The sequence below is a fragment of the Bacillus sp. LR--39 genome, assembly GCF_053613335.1.
Map to the genome: position 1 here is coordinate 1865267 of NZ_JBSIOT010000001.1, position 18535 is coordinate 1883801.

17 protein-coding genes are annotated in these 18535 nt (G+C 49.8%); 10 read left to right on the plus strand and 7 right to left on the minus strand.

All coding sequences use genetic code 11. The features are described from left to right. The first annotated feature begins 123 nt into the window (after nt 1-123). A complete protein-coding gene (locus tag ACWHAR_RS08925) occupies nt 124-666 on the plus strand; it encodes a DUF2777 family protein (protein WP_032875184.1) in 543 nt (180 codons plus the stop codon). Nucleotides 667-921: 255 nt separating this feature from the next. On the opposite strand, the gene ACWHAR_RS08930 is transcribed toward ACWHAR_RS08925, so the two are convergent. Together ACWHAR_RS08930 and ACWHAR_RS08935 are read right to left on the minus strand one after the other, a co-directional pair. Continuing rightward, on the minus strand, nt 922-1278 hold the full coding sequence (locus tag ACWHAR_RS08930) for a YisL family protein (RefSeq protein WP_007409161.1): 357 nt from the start codon (nt 1276-1278) through the stop codon (nt 922-924). A 93-nt stretch (nt 1279-1371) separates the two neighbouring features. Beyond that, nucleotides 1372-2277, minus strand: a complete 906-nt coding sequence (locus tag ACWHAR_RS08935; protein WP_031378473.1) for a fumarylacetoacetate hydrolase family protein — start codon at nt 2275-2277, stop codon at nt 1372-1374. 217 nt (nt 2278-2494) lie between these two features. Between ACWHAR_RS08935 and ACWHAR_RS08940 the strand changes: the two genes are divergently transcribed. The 7 genes from ACWHAR_RS08940 (at nt 2495) to ACWHAR_RS08970 (ending at nt 4849) form a co-directional block, all read left to right on the plus strand. After that, nucleotides 2495-2710, plus strand: a complete 216-nt coding sequence (locus ACWHAR_RS08940) for an aspartyl-phosphate phosphatase Spo0E family protein (RefSeq protein ID WP_032874401.1) — start codon at nt 2495-2497, stop codon at nt 2708-2710. 189 nt (nt 2711-2899) lie between these two features. Further along, nucleotides 2900-3121, plus strand: coding sequence for a spore germination protein (locus ACWHAR_RS08945; RefSeq protein WP_003155135.1), 222 nt, complete (start codon nt 2900-2902; stop codon nt 3119-3121). Between the two features lie 12 nt (nt 3122-3133). Next, the gene (locus ACWHAR_RS08950; protein ID WP_007409164.1) at nt 3134-3370 is read left to right on the plus strand and encodes a spore germination protein GerPB; all 237 of its coding nucleotides are present in this window, start codon (nt 3134-3136) and stop codon (nt 3368-3370) included. A gap of 35 nt (nt 3371-3405) precedes the next feature. Beyond that, the gene (gerPC, locus tag ACWHAR_RS08955; RefSeq protein ID WP_003155139.1) at nt 3406-4023 is read left to right on the plus strand and encodes a spore germination protein GerPC; all 618 of its coding nucleotides are present in this window, start codon (nt 3406-3408) and stop codon (nt 4021-4023) included. Beyond that, nucleotides 4020-4196, plus strand: coding sequence for a hypothetical protein (locus ACWHAR_RS08960; protein ID WP_003155141.1), 177 nt, complete (start codon nt 4020-4022; stop codon nt 4194-4196). Before gerPC ends, ACWHAR_RS08960 begins: the two co-directional genes overlap by 4 nt. After that, nucleotides 4196-4591, plus strand: coding sequence for a spore germination protein GerPE (locus ACWHAR_RS08965; RefSeq protein ID WP_014417372.1), 396 nt, complete (start codon nt 4196-4198; stop codon nt 4589-4591). Before ACWHAR_RS08960 ends, ACWHAR_RS08965 begins: the two co-directional genes overlap by 1 nt. 39 nt (nt 4592-4630) lie before the next feature. Continuing rightward, a complete protein-coding gene (locus tag ACWHAR_RS08970) occupies nt 4631-4849 on the plus strand; it encodes a spore germination protein (protein ID WP_003155143.1) in 219 nt (72 codons plus the stop codon). 43 nt (nt 4850-4892) lie between these two features. Here ACWHAR_RS08970 and ACWHAR_RS08975 read toward each other — a convergent pair whose 3' ends face one another. The 5 genes from ACWHAR_RS08975 to addB all read right to left on the minus strand — a co-directional run bounded on the left by ACWHAR_RS08975 (nt 4893) and on the right by addB (nt 17019). Continuing rightward, nucleotides 4893-5186 carry a hypothetical protein gene (locus ACWHAR_RS08975; RefSeq protein WP_032874399.1) on the minus strand — a complete coding sequence of 98 codons (294 nt, stop codon included), beginning with the start codon at nt 5184-5186 and terminating at the stop codon, nt 4893-4895. Between the two features lie 15 nt (nt 5187-5201). Beyond that, nucleotides 5202-8594, minus strand: a complete 3393-nt coding sequence (sbcC, locus tag ACWHAR_RS08980) for an exonuclease subunit SbcC (RefSeq protein WP_032874396.1) — start codon at nt 8592-8594, stop codon at nt 5202-5204. After that, on the minus strand, nt 8591-9763 hold the full coding sequence (sbcD, locus tag ACWHAR_RS08985) for an exonuclease subunit SbcD (RefSeq protein ID WP_032874394.1): 1173 nt from the start codon (nt 9761-9763) through the stop codon (nt 8591-8593). The genes sbcC and sbcD overlap by 4 nt, the downstream gene beginning before the upstream one ends. A 64-nt stretch (nt 9764-9827) precedes the next feature. Next, nucleotides 9828-13532: a helicase-exonuclease AddAB subunit AddA gene (gene addA, locus ACWHAR_RS08990; RefSeq protein WP_032875181.1), complete on the minus strand. Its 3705-nt coding sequence runs from the start codon at nt 13530-13532 to the stop codon at nt 9828-9830. Continuing rightward, the gene (addB, locus tag ACWHAR_RS08995; RefSeq protein ID WP_032874392.1) at nt 13519-17019 is read right to left on the minus strand and encodes a helicase-exonuclease AddAB subunit AddB; all 3501 of its coding nucleotides are present in this window, start codon (nt 17017-17019) and stop codon (nt 13519-13521) included. The genes addA and addB overlap by 14 nt, the downstream gene beginning before the upstream one ends. A gap of 140 nt (nt 17020-17159) precedes the next feature. Here addB and ACWHAR_RS09000 point away from each other — a divergent pair, with 140 nt between their 5' ends. Beyond that, nucleotides 17160-17873 carry a DUF421 domain-containing protein gene (locus tag ACWHAR_RS09000; RefSeq protein ID WP_079891127.1) on the plus strand — a complete coding sequence of 238 codons (714 nt, stop codon included), beginning with the start codon at nt 17160-17162 and terminating at the stop codon, nt 17871-17873. Nucleotides 17874-17941: 68 nt separating this feature from the next. After that, nucleotides 17942-18451: a ferritin-like domain-containing protein gene (locus ACWHAR_RS09005; protein ID WP_014304752.1), complete on the plus strand. Its 510-nt coding sequence runs from the start codon at nt 17942-17944 to the stop codon at nt 18449-18451. The last annotated feature ends 84 nt before the right edge of the window (nt 18452-18535 follow it).

An 18535-nucleotide genomic window follows, 5' to 3' on the forward strand; every position in this document is an offset into this window, starting at 1 on the left:
CACTTTACCCAGTTTATGCAAAGAAACGCAGATAGTTGATTTGTCCCACTAAGAGTTGTATGAGACAAGCCCGATTTGGAAAGAACGGAAGAGAAGAAACAAACAAAGGAGACCGGCACGGTTATGAAACGAAAACAGCTTTTCTCAGAAAAAAACAAATGGGGGCGCGGCACTCTGATGATAGAGGACGGCATCTGCCTCGTCGAAAACGATGAAGGCGATATCCTGCTTGCAGACAGTCTAGGAAACGCAGGCGTATTGATGAAACGCGGCGGCAGATGGCAGCCGGCACGGATTTGCGGCGGCGCGGCCGAAATCGGCGCAGACACCATCCCCCTGCTCGGCGGGGAAGAAATCCGTTATGAAAAGGCGGTCAAACGGCCGCTGTTAACCTTGCTCGATTCGCTGGACGATGAAACGTTTCTGCTGTTTCTCAGCCATCTTCACGGGTTCGGCCTGTCTGTATATGATTGCGTATTTTCCTACAATCAGGCGCAGTTTTCCGGTGAAGGCGTTTCGTTTTATCACTTCTCGGCGGATGACGCACAATGCGCCCTGCAGCATCACCGCGGCAGCTCGGGTAAACACGACAGATTTGAATGGACGGCATCTGACGGGCGGCGCTCTATTATGTATTCAGCGGCAAGACAAGACGGCACCGCGTAACAAACAGGCCGCACCTTTTAAATAGGTGCCGCCTGATGTATTTAGCTTTGTTTTTCACGCTGATTGACGCCCGGCGTTTGCTTTTGCCGTAGCTTTTTCGGTAACGAGAGTGATTGACGCTTTTGGCATCCTGCAAATCTCCTTCGCCTCATCAACATCCCCCTGTCACGGTATTTCTCATTCAGCGGCACAGTTGCGCAAAATGTATGCGCAACTAAAAAAACCCGGATGCATCCGGGTTTTTCAAGCGATTGATTAAAATACGTGAAAGCCGATCGGCAAGTGAAGGCCGAGCAGCACCGTCAGGACGAGTACGATAATAAAACCGATCCACAGTCCGCCGGTTGATTTGCCTTTTTTCTTGCGGATGACGAGCATTTCCATCAGTCCGATGGTAATGATGCCGAGCAGCATTTTTCCGGCGTACTCTCCGTTCCAATTCGCAAAACGGACGAAAAGCTCAGCTCCGGTCAGAATAATAATAATGTAGAATAAGCGCAGAATCATATGCGTAATTTTTGCGCCCTTCGCTTTTCCGGAACCGTACAGCCCGTAGCTGACAAACACCAGGATAAGCGCAACGACCCATGAAGTAATATGCCAATGTGTCATTATGTTCAATTCCCCCTATCAGATCAATCTGCCTCACTTATGGTACCACAACAAGCCGCTCGGAGCATTATCAATCGTGCGAAAGACACACAATTATCCGATTTGGTTCGACAGCGTGCCGATCGGTTCAATTGTAATGTCAATGCGGTCCCCCGGCTTTAAAAATTTCGGCGGCTTAAACCCTTTTCCGACACCGGACGGCGTTCCCGTCGCTATAATGTCACCGGCTTCAAGTGTCATCCCTTTTGACAGCGTCTCGATTAATTCAGCTATCGGAAAAATCATGTCACCCGTTGATCCTGATTGGCGCAGTTCTCCGTTCACCCGCGTTTCAACTTTCAGGCTTTGCGGATCACTGACGGCCGACTTATGTACAATGACCGGGCCCATCGGGCATGTCGTATCGAGGCTTTTGCCGATAAAAAACTGTTTATGTTTTTTCTGCAGATCGCGCGCTGTTATATCATTTACAATTGTATAGCCGAATATATGATCAAGCGCATGTTCTTTGGAGATGTGCGATCCGCTTTTTGATATGATTACCGCAAGCTCCCCTTCATAATCAAGCTGCTCCGTTACGTCCAAGTGGCTGTCCACTGTTTCTCCGTGTCCTGTAACGGCAGCGGGGGCTTTCGTAAAAACCATGGGATGCTCCGGTATATCCGCCTCACTCCCCATTTCAACGGCATGATCACGATAATTTTTCCCGATGCAGATCACGTTCTTTGAAGGTCTCGGAATAGGCGCGCAAAGCTTTACGTCAGACAGCGCATACATAAATGAACCCGACTCGTCATTCGGTTTTTTCGCCCATTCCGCAAGCTGTCCGGCATGCGCGACAAACTTATCTCCTTTTTGAATGCACTCGATCAGCGAACCCGGAATCGTCTCAAGTTCAAACAATTTTTTTTCAGCCTTTTGCAGATCTAAGATTTTGTCATCATCAATGATCAGACCGACAAATGTTCGGCTGTTCAGTTCCCCTGTCGCAAATTTCATGTTAATCCCCCATCATTTTTAAATCTGGCATTCCTTTATGTATTCTTCCTCCGGGCGGGAAATTCCTCTTTTAAACAGGCTGAAAATAAGTGTAAAAGAGTATCAAAAATTGTCACTTTTTTAGTCATATTGACGAAATAAAACCTTCTTGCACAAAATGGGTTATACTATTATCATCCTATGTTTTCCAAAATAATCGAGAATTGGAGATCACACGATGAACAAAATTGAAGAAAAAAGATTAACTTTATTCGAGACAGCGCAAAAATTCGGAATCAATGCGACGGAGACCATCAGGTGCAGCCAGGAGCTGGACAGCCTTTTAAACGGGTGCCGGGGCGGGCTCATCCAACAAACGAAAGACAGCGGGCTGAACCCGGCCGCACAAATTGAGCACGGCCGCACCGCAGGAAAAAAAGAGGTTTTCTCATAAACGTGATATGTATATAAATCTGTATCATTTATGTATACGACCCGGCATGCGTAAAGCGCCGGTGTTTTTACGTCTAAAGTTTTTTCCGCTCACAAAAATGTGCATTTGTCATAAGCTATTTTAGGCAGGCAGCCCAGATAAGCTCCTGGAGTGCAGTCATGAAAATCTTCACGAAAAGGATGTGCTCGTATGCCCGCAATTGTCGGAGCGTTTAAAATTAATGCCGTCGGTACGAGCGGAGTCGTTCATATAGGCGACTGCATCACCATTTCTCCAAAAGCAGAGGTTAAGACATTTGCCGGAGCGGGCAGCTTCAATACCGGAGACAATCTCACACTGACGAATTACAGGAATTCAACGAATGTGTACGATAATGATGTAATCGATCAGCCGATGGCAGGAAACGCATAAAGGAGGCGCCGTATGAATTTTTACGTCAATCAGTCGATCCATATCAATTACATGCGTGTAGAATCTGTCAGCAATTCCTCCATACTGCAAATCGGAAGCGCCGGTTCAATTAAATCTCTTTCCAATCTGTACAATACAGGGAGTTATGTTGAGCCGGCGCCGCCTGTCACCGCGGGGCAGCAGACTGTAACAACAGGGGGAGGTCCCGGCACCTCATCATTTGTACCGCTCCAGCCGCCAAGCCGGTAGTTTTAATGAAGGAAACGAGACGCGAGGTGAATGTCATGTATGATCAATCCGTTTCATCCTACCTGCAGAATTTAAATTCTTTCGTCCAGCAGCAGGCGCAGCAGATTCAGGAGCTCGAACGGCAGCTGAAAGAATTCCAAAATGAAATTTCAACGCTGAAACAGCAGCCTTCTACAAGAATCGATCGGCTCGAGTATAAATTTGATCAGCTGAAAATTGAACGGCTGGAAGGAACGCTGAATATCGGATTGAATCCGACTGATCCGAATGCCGTGCAAAACTTCGAAGTCGGCCAGACATCTCCGCAGGTCGGAATGATGCAGCAGGAACAGGCGGGCCAGCAAATGCAGCAAATCCGCCAAAACGTCGATATGTACCTGAATGAAGAAATCCCCGCGCTTTTAGAACAGCTCGAAACTCAGTATGAGAGCAGGCTGGACGAAACGAACAAATATCATATTATTGAAGATATCAGAAAGCAGATGGACAGCCGGATTCAGTATTATCTGTCCCATGTCCCGAAAGAAGAAAATACGGCGCCCGCGCAATATGCCGAGCAGATTGCCGAACATGTAAAGCGTGATATTGTCAGGGCCGTCGAGCACTTTATTAAGCACATACCTGGTGAAATGAAAGGTGATGATCCGTCATGATTTTTACAGTGATTAACCGGAATATTGAAGTCGGCGACATCCGGTCTACCGGTGTGTCCAGTTCTTCCTTATTATTAATCGGCGACACCGATTCCGTCTATCTGTCTTCCATCTTTGACACGCCTCCGGAATCTCTTATTATCGGGCCTTATGTGCCGCTGGCGCCGGAATAATGTTAAAGCGTATTTCACGCCTCCGGAACGCCAAAATCAATTCAGTCGGGATTGCGAGTGTCTTTCAAGCAGGCGATACGAATGAAATCAATATGCGGGTCAAAGTATTGGCCGATCAGCGTAGTCTTGCTGTATACAGAGATGATGAAGGCTCATTTAACAAAAAAGAATACCAGATCTTTCGGCAGCCGGCCGTCATGCCGTTACCGGAAACGGGAGTCCAAAGCGCATTCTGCCATGAAAACCCTTCAATTCGGGTAAGGAATGTGAAAGTTCAAGGGGTATCGTCAGCGTCCGTGGTTCAAATCGGATCGACGTCGATCGTTCTGGGAGATTCGCGGCTGAAACATATTAGGCAGATCTTCACGTCAAGCTCACAATCACAGCAGCCCTGACATATAATGACGGTGAGACTTCTATAAAGGGTGTCGTTTATGCCAGCAATTACCGGACCTATAGCTATCAATTCCATATCGGGCGGAGTCGTAAACTTTGGTGATTCCTTTTACCTTTCTCCAAAAAGCTCTTCTAAATCTGCGCTCGGTTCGGGAGCAGGCAATACCGGAGATTTCCTGTTATTAAACAACGTTGTCAATGCGACAAACTATATAGACCCCGATGTCAGCGATCAAAATGTGGTCGGAAACGCCTAAAAAGCAGCCGCTCTTTCAGAAGAGGGCTGCTTTTGGTTCAGCGTTATGTTCGTTCATTTGCTTTTTTTGTTTTTAAAAGCTTTTCCGGCGGCTGTTTTCTGATCCATTTTACAAACCGCACGAGTTTCGGGTCACGCCGCAGCTCTTCTATTCCCGCGAGCCTCGCCGCAAGCTCCTGATTCGTATAGAGCGCGTGAACCTGTTTATGACAAGGGATGCAGAGCATTGCGGTCGGAAGGAATGTCCCGCCTTCTTCCTTAGGCGTTAAGTGGTGCTCCGTCAGCCGCACATGATGGCGGCCGCATAATTCACATGTGCCCTCGGCAGAATCGGCCATAATTCCTTCTCCTTTCTACATGATCTCCAATGTGACCCGGGTGCCTTTCCCGCCCGGTTCGGACGGATGAACGATTAATTTTTTCGGCAGACGCGCTCTCAGCTCCTGCACATGGCTGATCACTCCGACGGATAAGTTGTCCGATTGCAGCTTTTCGAGCGCTGTGACAACGGTGTCTAAGAGCCCTTGGTCAAGAGTCCCGAATCCTTCATCTAAGAAAAAGAATTGCAGCGGGTATTGCCCCCGCAGCTGAATCTGGGCGGACAAGGCAAGCGCAAGCGACAGCGATGTCAGAAACGTCTCCCCGCCGGAAAGGCTTGATACGGGCCGTTTGACGCCTCCGTTCGCGTCATCACGCATGACGAAACCGCCTTCTGAATCGACTAATATGGCATACCGCTGCCTTGTCAGCGCTCCGAGACGGGCAGAGGCGTCCCGAGCTACGCTTTCCAGCTGTTCTTCCGCTAAAAATTCGACGAATGTATTGCCTTTACATACAGACTGGAGCTTATCAAGCCTGTCAATCTGTGTCTGCCAGCTTTTCAGTTCGGCTTCAATCTCTTTAAAGCGCTTATGCTGTTTTTGCATAACCGCGAAGGCTTTTGCCTGTGCTCCTTTTTCCTCCATGGCGGCGCCTGACTCAGCCTCTGCCTGCTTCAGCAGAGAAACGGATGCTGTCCATTCTTCCTCCGATATCCGGCGCTCGGCTAATTTATCAGTAACACGGCTGATATTTGCCGATAGCTGTTTTGAAGTGTCCAGGAACTCATCAATTTCTTTTTTCATTTCCTCTGCACGCCCTTGCGGAAGCAGACTTTTTTTGACTTGGTCCGGGTCGGTAAACCCGGTGTCTTTTGACCTCACGCGCCAGTCGTTTTGCGCTTTCTCAAGGGAGGTCTCAGCATCCCTGAGTGACATGAGACTCCCTGATTCCCGGCCTTTTGCGTCATTCAGTGATTGCTGCGCCTGCTTCAGCGCGTCGAATAGGGACTGTTCTTTCGATTTTAACAGCTGTAATTCCTGCCGCACCGCTTCAAGCTTTGCGGAAATTGATGTTTCTTCAGCTGCTGTTCCGAGCTCTTGTTCATATCCGTCAATCACCTGCTGCAGGCGCTCAGACGCATAGTGAAGCTCGAGCCGTTCCCGTTCAAGCCGATGCTTCATCTCCTGCAGGCGTTCTTTCTCCTCTTCATGTTCCTTGAGGAATGCGATGCTTGTTTCAATGCGCTTCTCACATTCTTCTGCCTGCCTGTCCTTCTCATCTATCGAAGCCTGCCAGGCGTCAATCCGGTTTGGCGGAATATCACCGCAGACTTCGTTGTACTGATTCAATCGGCTTTCTGACAGCGATTCAAGCTCTTCTAATGAATGTCTGAGACGGTCGGCTTCTTTTTCCTCGTAGCGGATTCGTTCGGCAAGCTGCTCAGCTTGTCTCACCGTCTGCTGATGCGCGCTGATCAGTCTTGTGACCTTCTCTTTTACCGACAGCATATCCTGTTTCATTTGTTTCCATTCCAAGCGGACGGCGCTGAACGCTTCATCAAGCGGGCGTCCGCTGATGGAGGAAGCGGCTTCCAGCTCCGGAACCCGGGCGCTTTGCAGAAACGGGCATTCTTCGGTAAAACGCCCCGACTGTTCTTCTAATGCAACCTTGGCTGTCAGCACTTCCTGAGAAAGAGCCGCCGCCTCAGAAAGCAGCGCTTCAACCTGCTGCAACTGTTCCTGTACAGCTGTATCAGGCGAGAATGTTTCATGAGCGGAACGCGGGCGGTCATGCTGCGTCGAGCCGCATACAGGACAAGGCTTTCCTTCGATCAGTTTTTCCGATAATTCTTTTGTTAATGCAGCCGTTCTCGCTTCCTCTGAGCGCCTGCGGAGATCGGCTTGCGTTTTGTCAGCCCGTTCGGCTGCGGCTTTCAGTGAACGCTCCGTTTCACAGACCATATGGTAAACGGTTTGAAGCGTTTGATAAGCGCGCGTAATGTCTTCCTCTTCCGTTTTCGCTTTCGCTGTGAGCGACTCGCTTTCTCCGTTCAGCTTCTCCATGTTTTTCAGCTGCGTTGTCAGATTGGCCCGTTCTTTCGTGATTTGTTCCTGTGTCTGCTGAAAGCCCGCCGCCAGCTGTGCTGCGGTCTGGCATTTTTTCCGTTCATCGGCGGTCACTTGAACTGCTTTCAGCTCTTCTTTCAGCTCATTCTGCCTGTTTTGGCCGCGGGTCAGGCGGTCTTTCACTGCGGCCAGCTGTTTCGAGGCGGCTTCGTATTCTTCCTCTTTTTTGCTGTGTTCCGCATTTGTTTTTTCCGCTTCTTTTTTCGCTTCAAGCAGTTTTTGTTCAATGGCTGAAAGTCTTTGATACAGCTCTTCTTCCTTGACAAGCTTCGGCTCCCGTTCGGCCTTATGGGCCCGCCATGCTTCATAGGCTTCATTTTGCCGGGTAAATGAAACGGTTTCCGCCTCTGATTTCCGTTTGGCCAGTTCGTGTTCCTGTTCGGCGCGCTGCTTCCGGCGGACGGCTTCTGTGTAGCGGTCTGCGTACGGCTCAAGGGCGAGAGCTGTTTCAGCCTCTTTAAGACGCTCAGTCAAATCCGTGATGTACGGGCGTCTTTCCTCAAGCTTTTTCTCCCGGCGCTCATATTCATCTCTTTCTGTCTGCAGGTTCCAAATTTCCTGGTGATTCTCAAAACGCTCTTTTGCCCGGACCCGTTTCTTCTCAGCTGCTTCAAGCCGTTCGTTCGCTTCGTGAAACTGCTGTTCAGCCTGCTTCAGCGCATCTTCTCCTGCGTCTCCGAGGCCGGATTGTTCGGCCAGCATTTCATTTTTTTTCGCTGCCGCTTCCTGCGCCCGCCGCCGCAATTTTTTGACAAGCCTGTCCCCGTACTGTTCCAGATTAAACAGGCGCTGGAGCATATGTCTTCTTTCCGCGCCTTTAAGCGACAGAAACTCGGCAAACTTTCCTTGCGGCAGCACGACGGCTCTTGTAAAGTCGTCAATGGTCAGGCCAAGAAGCTCCTCTACCTTTTTGTTCACTTCATTCGCTTTATCGGCCAGCACCGTTTGTTCATCTTTGATTTCAATCAGGCGGCAGAGGGCGGTTTTTACTTTCGTTTCATCCGTTCTCTTAAAAACGCGCTCGACCTTGTAGGAAACCCGGTGGCCGGATTGAAGCGCGAATGTAAATGAGACGGCGAGCTGATCTTCGGCATGATTCAGGATGCCGTGCGTATTATTTGCGGCGCGCTCCACTTTTCCGTATAAAGCGAGTGTCATGGCATCAAGGATCGACGATTTTCCGCTTCCGGTCGGCCCGAAAATCCCGAACACCCCGGCTCCTGACAGTCCGGCAAAATCAATGGTCTGTTCCTCCCTGAAGCTGTGGAGCCCTTTTATCGTTAACAGAATCGGCTTCATGTCGCATCCTCCTCATCATCTGCTGACGCAAGCTCTAAAAACAGCTTGACCATCTCCTCATCCGGCACGCCGCCGCCCGTTTGTTTTTCATAAAACTTCTTAAATCGATCCTCAATTGATGTGTGTTTCACTTCAATCCGGTCATTTCCGGTCTCTTTTTCTTCAAAAACCGGCCTGATATGGATAAAGCCGGGATGCGCCTTTCTCAGCCGATGAATTTCCTCGAGAGAAAGCTGATCCGTCAAATGGATATCAAGATCGATCCAGGCATTCCGGTCACGCCCTTCATCGAGCCAGCCGTGAACTTCGCTCAGCCCCTGCGCTTTCCATTTGACGAGCGGTTTACCGGAAGACAGGAAAATCTCTTCCCACTTCGCTTCTCCGCCGGGCTTCGCTTCTACCACCGTCACCGATTTGGCATAACCGGCTTCTGAAAAGCTGTATGCGAGCGGAGAGCCTGAATAACGGGCAGCCGTCTTGGCGCGCTTGATCGTTTGCGGACGGTGGAGATGGCCGAGAGCCACGTAAGCCGCATCAGCCGGCAGGCTGTCAGCGGCGACCGTGTAAGCGCCCCCGACTTCAATCGGACGCTCTGAATCGGTTTGATTTCCTCCTGCGACATAAATATGGCTCGCCGCGACTTTCACGGCATCATCCCGGCACAGTCCGCACATGCGGGCAAACGCCTCTCTGATTTTCACATCGTAATGATCGCGAAGAAGCTTTTCCTCAAACGTATCAGACAGCACTTCGTTTAATCTCGCTTCTGACGGATAGGCAAGCGCAGCTACGGCTAACAGCTCGTCCGCCGACGGCACCTCGATATGCACGGGTTCTGTCCGCGGATAGCCGATTAAATGAATGCCGCGCTCATTTGTTAACGGAGAAGCCGCCGCCAGCCTGTCGGGATTGTCATGGTTTCCGGCAATGACGACAACCGGCCGCTTTCCGCCGTCAGAAAGCGCGGAAAGACTTTCGTAATACAATTGTTCAGCGAGCGCAGGCGGGTTGACCGTATCAAATACATCCCCCGCCATAATGACCGCATCAATATTTTCTTCCTTGACAATGGTATTCAGCTCTTCCAATACCTCGGCCTGCTCGCTCAGCCGGCTTCTGCCTTCCAGCGTTTTGCCGAGGTGCCAGTCAGCTGTATGTAAAATGCGCATACCGCATTCACCTCACTTTTTGATAGAAAAAAAGATCCGCTCCAAAAAGGAGCTTCGGATCTTGTTACAGTGTAAGAACGTGACCTCCATCGAAGAAATAGAGCGCACGCCCTTTCACTTTCGTTTTTGTAATTTGTTCAACCGCTTTTGTATACAATTCGATTTGTGTTTCATACCTTTTTTGCAGAATCGGAGCCGCGCCTTCAAATCCGTTCCGGAATTTCCCCTCTATCCGATCTGTTTTATAGTCCAGCAAATAGAGACCGTCCGCAGTTTCGTAGAGGCAGTCAATAATCCCTTGCACGAGCAGCGGTTCACCGGCCGTTTCGGCATCCTTGTACACCTCACCCGCCGGAAGCGCCATACTGAACGGCACTTCCCGATCAATCCGCAGCGCCCCGAGAAGGTCTTTCCCGATTTCAGTTTCGAAAAACTGAACAATTTCTTCTATATCAATGGCTTCCTGCTGCTCTTCTGTCAGCAGCTCTTTTTCGTAAAGCATCCGGACCGTCCGCTCCGCTTCTTCGGCAGTCGGAACGTGCGTCAGCGGTATGTGCTGCATCACCGTATGCATCGCCGTTCCTTTTTCGGCGGCTGTCAGCCCTTTTTTCATCATAAAACCGGGACGCCTGTATAAAAGCGTGTCTCCTGATGGTTTGATGAGAGAGCGGCCGCTGTATTCATCCTCGTATTCTTGCTTTCTCTTCAGCTCAGAAACTGACTGCTTCGTTCTGATAGCCGTCAGCTCTCGGTACGGATATTCCCATTCAAGCAGACGGCGCGCCTGATCATCAAATGAAAACGAATCAGGAATCGGCTCGCCCTGCTGAATCGCTTTGAGACGTTTGCTCTTTTCTTCAGCACGTTCTTTTGGATTCTCTTCCAGCAATTCACTTTGCTGCAGCATCCGGATGTGAAAACGCGACGGATCGCGCGCGATATCCTCAGGCGATGAAAGCCCCGGCGTCCTGTGCGCTTCCATGTCACGGTGACGGATGAGCGCCGGCCCGATAAAGTCCAAATAAGATGACGCCTGATAGCGGTCGAATTCAGAAAGAAGCCAATCAGCCCGGTCTGCTTGCGCCTGCCATTTGGCCAGCTGTTTTTCCCGGTTTTTGCAGGAGCCGACGAGAAACAGCTTTTCCTTCGCTCTGGTCAGCGCCACATACAATACACGCAATTCTTCGGATAAGAGCTCTCTGCGCATCTTTTTCTTCATCGCCACAAGCGGAAGAGTCGGATAGCTGATTCTGAGTTCCGGATGAATGTACTTCGTGCCGAAACCGAGCTCTTTATCAAGCAGGTATGATTTGTTGAGATCCATCATATTAAAACTTCTGCCGAGTCCGGCGGTGAAAACGACGGGAAATTCAAGTCCTTTGCTGCTGTGGATCGTCATCAGCCGAACGACATCCTCCTGCTCGCTGAGCGCCCGGGCCGTCCCCAGATCATCGCCGCGCTCCTGCATCCGTTCAATGAACCGCAAAAAGCGGAATAACCCGCGGAACGCCGTCGCTTCGTACGAGCGCGCCCGGTCATACAAGACGCGCAGATTGGCCTGGCGCTGCTTTCCGCCAGGCATGCCGCCTGCATAGTCAAAATATCCGGTATCGCGGTATACTTCCCAAATCAGCTCAGACACCGAATGATTCGTCGAAAATGACCGCCACTTTTGCAGACTGTCATAAAAGGTTCTCAGTTTTTGATACAGTTCATCATGCCTGTCAGCGTTCGCTATATATGCTTTCAGCGCTTCATAAAACGGCGCTTTTTTCTTTTCAAGGCGTATCAGCGCAAGTTCATTTTCGTCACATCCGACGATGGGCGAGCGCAGCACGGAAGCAAGCGGAATATCCTGATACGGATTATCAATCACCTTCAAGACTGAAAGCGCCGCAGCCACCTCCACGGCTTCAAAGTAACCCGACGTCAAATTGGCGTAAACCGGAATGCCCTGGTTTTTCAGCTCTTCCATTAATTGCGGCGCCCACGGCATGGAGCGCAGCAAAATTACGATATCCCGGTACTGGATATTCCGGTGTGTTTTTGTTTTGCCGTCATAGACCTTAAACGGAGATGAGACAAGCTTTCGGATCTCCCCGGCTATCGCTTTCGCTTCCCAGTGCACGGTTTCAAAGTCTTCGGCATCCTCGGAGCTGTCTGCGCCATCAGCGCTGTCAATCAGCAGCAGTTCCGTTTTTGCCGCTTCATTCGGCGGATACGATGCGCCGAGCTTCAATGCCGCCTGTTCATCGTAGTCCACTTCGCCGATTTTTCCGCCCATCAGCTGCTTAAACAAGAAATTCGTACTGTCCAAAATATCGGAGCGGCTGCGGAAATTTTGGTTCAGATCAATTTTCTGCCCCGCGCCTTCCCCGCTCTCTGTAAACCTTTTATATTTCCCGAGAAACAGCAGCGGCTCAGCAAGTCTGAAACGGTAGATCGATTGTTTGACGTCGCCTACCATAAACAGATTTCCCGTCTCTTCATTCCCGCTTTTAACAAGCTGCAGGATAGACTCCTGCACAAGGTTCGTATCTTGATATTCATCAACCAGAACTTCATGGAACTGGTCTTGATAATAAACGGCCGCTTCGCTCGGCACCCGCCGGCCTTCTTCATCAACCGCAGTTAAAATCGCCAGGCAGTAATGTTCCAAATCTGAGAAATCAATAATTGATTTTTCTTGTTTCGCCGCTTCAAATCGTTTTCCGTACGATATCACGAGCTGAACGAGCGTTTCGATGACAGGCTTCATATCTGCTAAACTCTTTAAGTGATCTTGCGGACTTCTTGTAAAGTAATCTGTCTTTACCTTTTCGATCAGTTTCTTCGCGCCGTTTCGCAAATCGGTCGCTTCGTCCAAAAGCGCTTTGTCAAATTCATCACCCTTTACCGCCTTCGCCCGCTTAAATGAGACTGCGGGAACCCGTTCATACAGCGCATCGAAGTCATGCCGGCAGCTGATCAGCTCTTCTATCTGCTGAAGGTCATCCAGAAAATTATCAGCGCGCGGGGCCGGCCCGCCGGGCGCTTTTGTCAGTTCAAGCGCCTTTTCAAGCTTTTGTTTTGCCCCGAAGAGCGCCATTTCAGCATCTTCTCTCACATATTGGTAAAACGCAAGCTCTTCCATTTTGCTTTCTTCCGTCACGTCATACAGGCGGACAAAGCTTTGCAGCCACGCTTCCGGGTCAGGATGCGACCGGGAATACTCGTACACCCGTTTGACAAGGTCTTGAAGATCCAGATCATGCCTGTCTGTCGTATATCTGTCCGCAAGCTCAAAAAACGCCTGATTCCCTTTTGCGTATTCATCTTCAAACAGCTCATCAAGCACTTCGTCTCCGAGCAATTCGCCTTCCGTCTGGTCAGCCATCCGAAAACCGGGGTCAAGATCAATCATATAATAATATTTTTTAAGCACTTGCAGACAGAAAGAGTGAAGCGTCGAAATGCTCGCCCGATTTAATAGAGAGAGCTGCCGTCTGATATGCAGAGATCCCGGATTTTTGGCGAGCTCTTTTTCTAATGCTTCCGCGATCCGATGCTTCATCTCCGCTGCTGAGGCGTTTGTAAAGGTCACCACAAGGAGCCTGTCAACATCAACCGGATCTTCTTCCGCAGTTATCTTTCTGATCATCCGTTCCACAAGCACGGCCGTTTTACCTGATCCGGCTGCGGCAGCGACCAGAATATCGCGGCCGGAAGAAACGATGGCGCTCCATTGGTCATCCGTCCATATGCTGTCTTTCGGTTTAGGAATTTGCATCATCATCCGCCTCCTTTTTCAGCCAATCCAGTATGGTGCCGTCTTTTTCCGCTTTCAGGCTGCGGTATTCATTTTCCTTAAGCGACTCATCAAACTGGCATACCGACTTAAACGCACAGTACGTACAAGGCGTCTTATCTTTCAGCTTATACGGGGTAATGGACACAAGCCCGTCCGTTATCGCTTCGCCAGCCTGTTCAAATGTCCGCCGCACATGGTCTGTCAGCAGATGAAAGTCCTGTTCGCTGACCGCGGCTGAGTCGGATCTTAAAGACCCGTCCTTTTTCAAACCGGCATTGACGATATTTGAACGCCCTTCCTCCAAAGTCGTGTCCATCAGACTGATCGCCTCCCGGTCACCGAGGAGAAGGCCTTTCATTTTAAATTTCTTAAAAATTTCCTGCTCGATTTCATCAAGCCCCATCGGCAGACTGGCCTGAATCATCGGATCATGGATATGGAAATACAAAACGCCTGCCGGTGTCGCTTTCATACCGAGCCAATCTTCGGAATGTGTAATCGATAAGTCAAGGTATGTGAGCATTTGCAGAGCGAGCCCGTAATACACCTCAGCCAGATCAAGCCCTCTGTCGCTTGATTTATAATCAACGATTCTCAGCAGCAGGCCTTTTGAGCTTTCCGCTTTATCCACGCGGTCGATCCGTCCGACGAGTTCCATTGTACAGCCGTTTTTCAGCGTGAAAGTGAGCGGGGGCAGCGGCCCGCTTCCGCCGAAACCGAGTTCAAGACCGACCGGGACGAAACCGCTCGCCTTCGCATGCTCGCTTAATATGCCTGAAACACGCGTGACGATCTTCTGCAGTTTTTCCTTCACATAAAAGTGTCTGTTTGAGCTGAGCAGAATCTCTTTTTGCAGCTTTGGCGCAAGCCGTTCCACCGCTTCATAGGAGAAATTCCGGCACTGATCTTTCGTCAGATCTCGCCATTCCAGCTTCTGCTCACGAAGCCGGTCTGAAATCAGCTTCAGGCTGGAGTGAAACAGCTGGCCGATATCCGGCGCGTCCAGCTTGAAAAACTGCCGCTCTTTTAATTGAAGCCCGTGAGATGCAAAATGAGAGAACTGGCAGGCATTAAACGCCTCCATCCGTGAGACGCTTCCTTTAATATGCTCGCCGTAAAGCTGGCGCGAAACAGGCCGTTCAAGACGCTTCGCCTCATTGCGGAAAAACAGGCTTGAAAACAGCTTTTTCGCACGCCGGTGATCAGACTCTTTCATCAGCACATTGTATGCGCTCCACCATACGTCACTGATCTCGTACTCTCTTGTCCACAGCCTGAGCTGACTTGCCGTATATGTCTGAGCCACCTGTTTATTGACGAGATACTGAAGCTGCTCTTCTTCGCTTACCTGCTCGGGATCAGCCGCTGACAGCTTTTCCTGATGATCGGGAAACAGCTCGCCAAGCCTGTTTACAACGATTGACGGCAGGAGCGTTTTTCCTTCCGCATCGGCAATCGGGTATGACACATAAAGACGGTCAGACGGACTCGACAGCGCCATATAGATGAGAAAATGCTCATCAAGCAGCCGCTCACGCCCCGCGGAAGACAGCTCCACTCCGACCGCTTTCAGCCACTCCCGGTCATCATCAGACAGCACGCCGTTCTCATCCGGGCGCGCCGGAAGAACGCCGTCATTAGCCCCGATGACGAATGTGCAGGACGTGCCGTACATTCTTGAGAGATCCATATTCCCTACAAATACTTGGTCAAGAGCAGGCGGAATTAAAGAAAAATGAAGCGATTCCGTTCCCGTTTCAAGCATTTGCTGGAACAGCGCCAATGATATTTCATCTTCACCCATCATGCCGGCAAACTCCTCGAGAAGCTGGATAACGGCATCCCACGCCTGGCCGTGCTGCTGCGCTTCGATCATGTTTCCGGCCTCTTCGGCCCGCTGCCTTTTCCGGTCCAGCTTCAGTGGAACATCGGTATCTTCCAAAAAGAGATAAAGAGCCTCCGCCATGCTTTGAACCGTTTTCGCTTTTTTCATCCGGTTTTGAAGCCGGACGAGGGGCGCGGCTATCCACTCTCTCGTCTCATTCAGCATGTGTTCCATCTCTATTTCCTGATCCGTCTGCGCGAAATCCTCATCAAGCGATACGAAGCGCCTGTATACAAACCGCTCGCCGCTTGTCCAGCGCTCCCCTTTAATGCCGTAGGCAATACAGTAATTTTCAAGCTGATCAACCTGCTCTCTTATTTTCTGCTCCGGCTGATCAAGCGGGAATAACAGTTCGGTTTTCGCACAGCGGAACACTGCTTCATATCTCCAGTTCCCCTTCACGACATCGAGGCTTGAACGGATGAATTCAATAAGCGGGTGATGCTGCATAGAAGCTTTTCCGTCAATAAAATAAGGAAGCCCGTAATCGGCAAACACTTCCTTCAGCAAATCTTTATAATCTTCCGGCTGACGGATGAGAATCGCCATATCTTTGTACCGGTATCCTCCGTCCCGGACAAGCGATTGAATTTCCCGGGCAATACCTTCAAGCTCAGCTCTTCTGTTTTGCGCCTGCATGACGGTAAAAGCTTCCTGTCCGCCGGTATACGCCGCGGCGGGACGCACATCGTACTGTGACTCTATACAGGCAAGCTCCGGTGCATGCTGATGCCGCTTCGTGCCATGCAGTTCCTTGCAGGAAATATCAGCATTCAATTCCTTTGCCGTCTGATAAAGCTTATAGTATGTGCTTCCCGTCATTCTGAACAGATCGAGCTCATCAGGTGCCTGTTCCGCCGAAGGGCTGTCCGCCGTCAGCGAGAATGTGACATGTTCAGCATGCATGATCAGCTGCTCCAGCACCCTTAATTCCTGCGGCGTAAATTGATAGAATCCGTCGACGTAAACACGGGCGCCTTTTACAACGTCCGCCAAAGGAATCTGCTGAGCGAGCAGCGTCAAATAGTCCTCTGAATGCAAATAGTGTCCGGCGAGGCTTCTTTCCATCTGCTGATATAAAATGCCTAAATCATGAAGTTTTTCAGACAGCATCCGCTCTCCGCGATATTCTGACGCCGTTCCGCTTTCCGCCATGCGGCGGACGTCTTCAGGCTCAATACAGTACCGCTTAAACTCTGTCAGCATCCGTTCCACCTGCTCAGTGAACCCGGTTTTGTCACTCGCTTTTTGATACACTTTAAACTCGTGCTTATATTCTTCAATCAGTTTCCTTAAAAGCATCTGCACACCCGTCGTCGTCACAAACGGGCGGTTCATGCCCCCGGTATGCTGAAGCACGCGCCACGCCAAACGCGAAAAACTGAACACTTGAGCGCGTATCATGCCGCCGATATCCGGCGTTTTAGCAAGCTCATATTCCATTAAAAACGTCATTTGATCCGGGACTAGAAAAATGATCGGTTTCCCGAACGGCTCCCGGCGCAGTTCATCTTGAATGCTGTCGATAATCAGCCTCGTTTTCCCACTCCCCGATCTGCCTACTAAAAACTCAACACCCAAATTAAAAGACCCCTCTCTTTTTATCTTTCTACATTTTATCGAAAGTTGACGAAAATGACCAATCTCATCTGCTGGTAAAAACGGGATGACTGTTTTAAAAAATTTCGTTTTTGACCAAAATAAAGAAAAAAGGACTAATGATGATGTCAGAATATCCCGAAGTAATTGTACGGACGGCTCTGTCGTTCAGCATTCTGTTTATCGGCGCCCGTATACTCGGAAAACAAACCATTTCACAGATGACGCTTTTTGATTTCATTGCGGCCATCTCGCTCGGCGCCATCACAGCCAATCTGTCGTTTAATACAAAACTGCCGATTCATTTTACTGTCAGTGCTTACACGATTTTTGTGGTTATCATTTATCTTGTCGCATATCTTTCTATGAAAAACAGAACTGCCAGGGGTTTCTTTGCGGGCAAACCGACCATTATCATTCAAAACGGAAAAATACTTGAGCATAATATGAAAAAGATGCGTTATACCCTCGACTACTTGAACCAGCAGCTTCGTGAAAATGATGTATTTGACATTTCTCAGGTTCAGACTGCCATCATTGAAACAAACGGCAGCATGTCAGTGGAGGTCAAACCGGAATTTGCGCCCGTTACAAGACAGGATCTCGGCATCTTTGCCGGACATGAAAAGAACTTTGCCGTTGAGCTGATTATGGACGGTCGGCTGGTGATGAAAAATCTGGAAGAAAATCACGTATCGGAAAAATGGCTGAGAGAAGAATTGGATAAGAGAAACCTCAAACCGGAAGACGTCGTATACGCTGTGCGCGGAAGCAACGGCCGGCTTTTTGTCGACACATACGACGACCATATTACATCGCCGCTGGATCAAGAATAAAAATGACATCCGCACATGTCACGGGCTGCCGCCGTATAATACCCTATAAACATCCGGGGGTGAGTCCAATGCACGAGAATTTTTTTCATTATACAGCCATCTGCAGTGACGATTCTGTGCTTATAAAGGATCTGGTAAAATCCATAAACGGTGAATACAGCGCTGTGATTTGCTACTCAATATTAGCCGAAAAAGCGCCGACCGCAGAAATCAGAAGACGAATCGAACATATCAGAGAGGAAGAAGTGCGCCACATGCACGCTTTCTCTTCACTGTATACGTCAATTACCGGAAAACAGTTGACGCCGAAACAGACGGAGCATTGTCCGCACACATACAGAGAAGGACTGAGGGCGGCGTTTTATGATGAGCAGAAAACGAATGATTTTTATTTGCAGGCATCCGATAGAGCGGTGCATCCGGAAGCGAAGCGGTTATTTGCCCGCACGGCATTTGACGAGCAGCGTCATGCCGTCTGGTTTTTATACGATATGGCCCACTCTCCTTTCCACCATACAGGGGGAACGGTATCAAACGCGCCGAACACAAGCTACACCGAGGTAAATACCGGAAAATAAACGTTCAGGCAGATCACGCTCCCCCGCCGGGAGTCTTCAGACCGCAGACAAACCCCGTTCTTTCAACATGAGAGAATGGGGTTT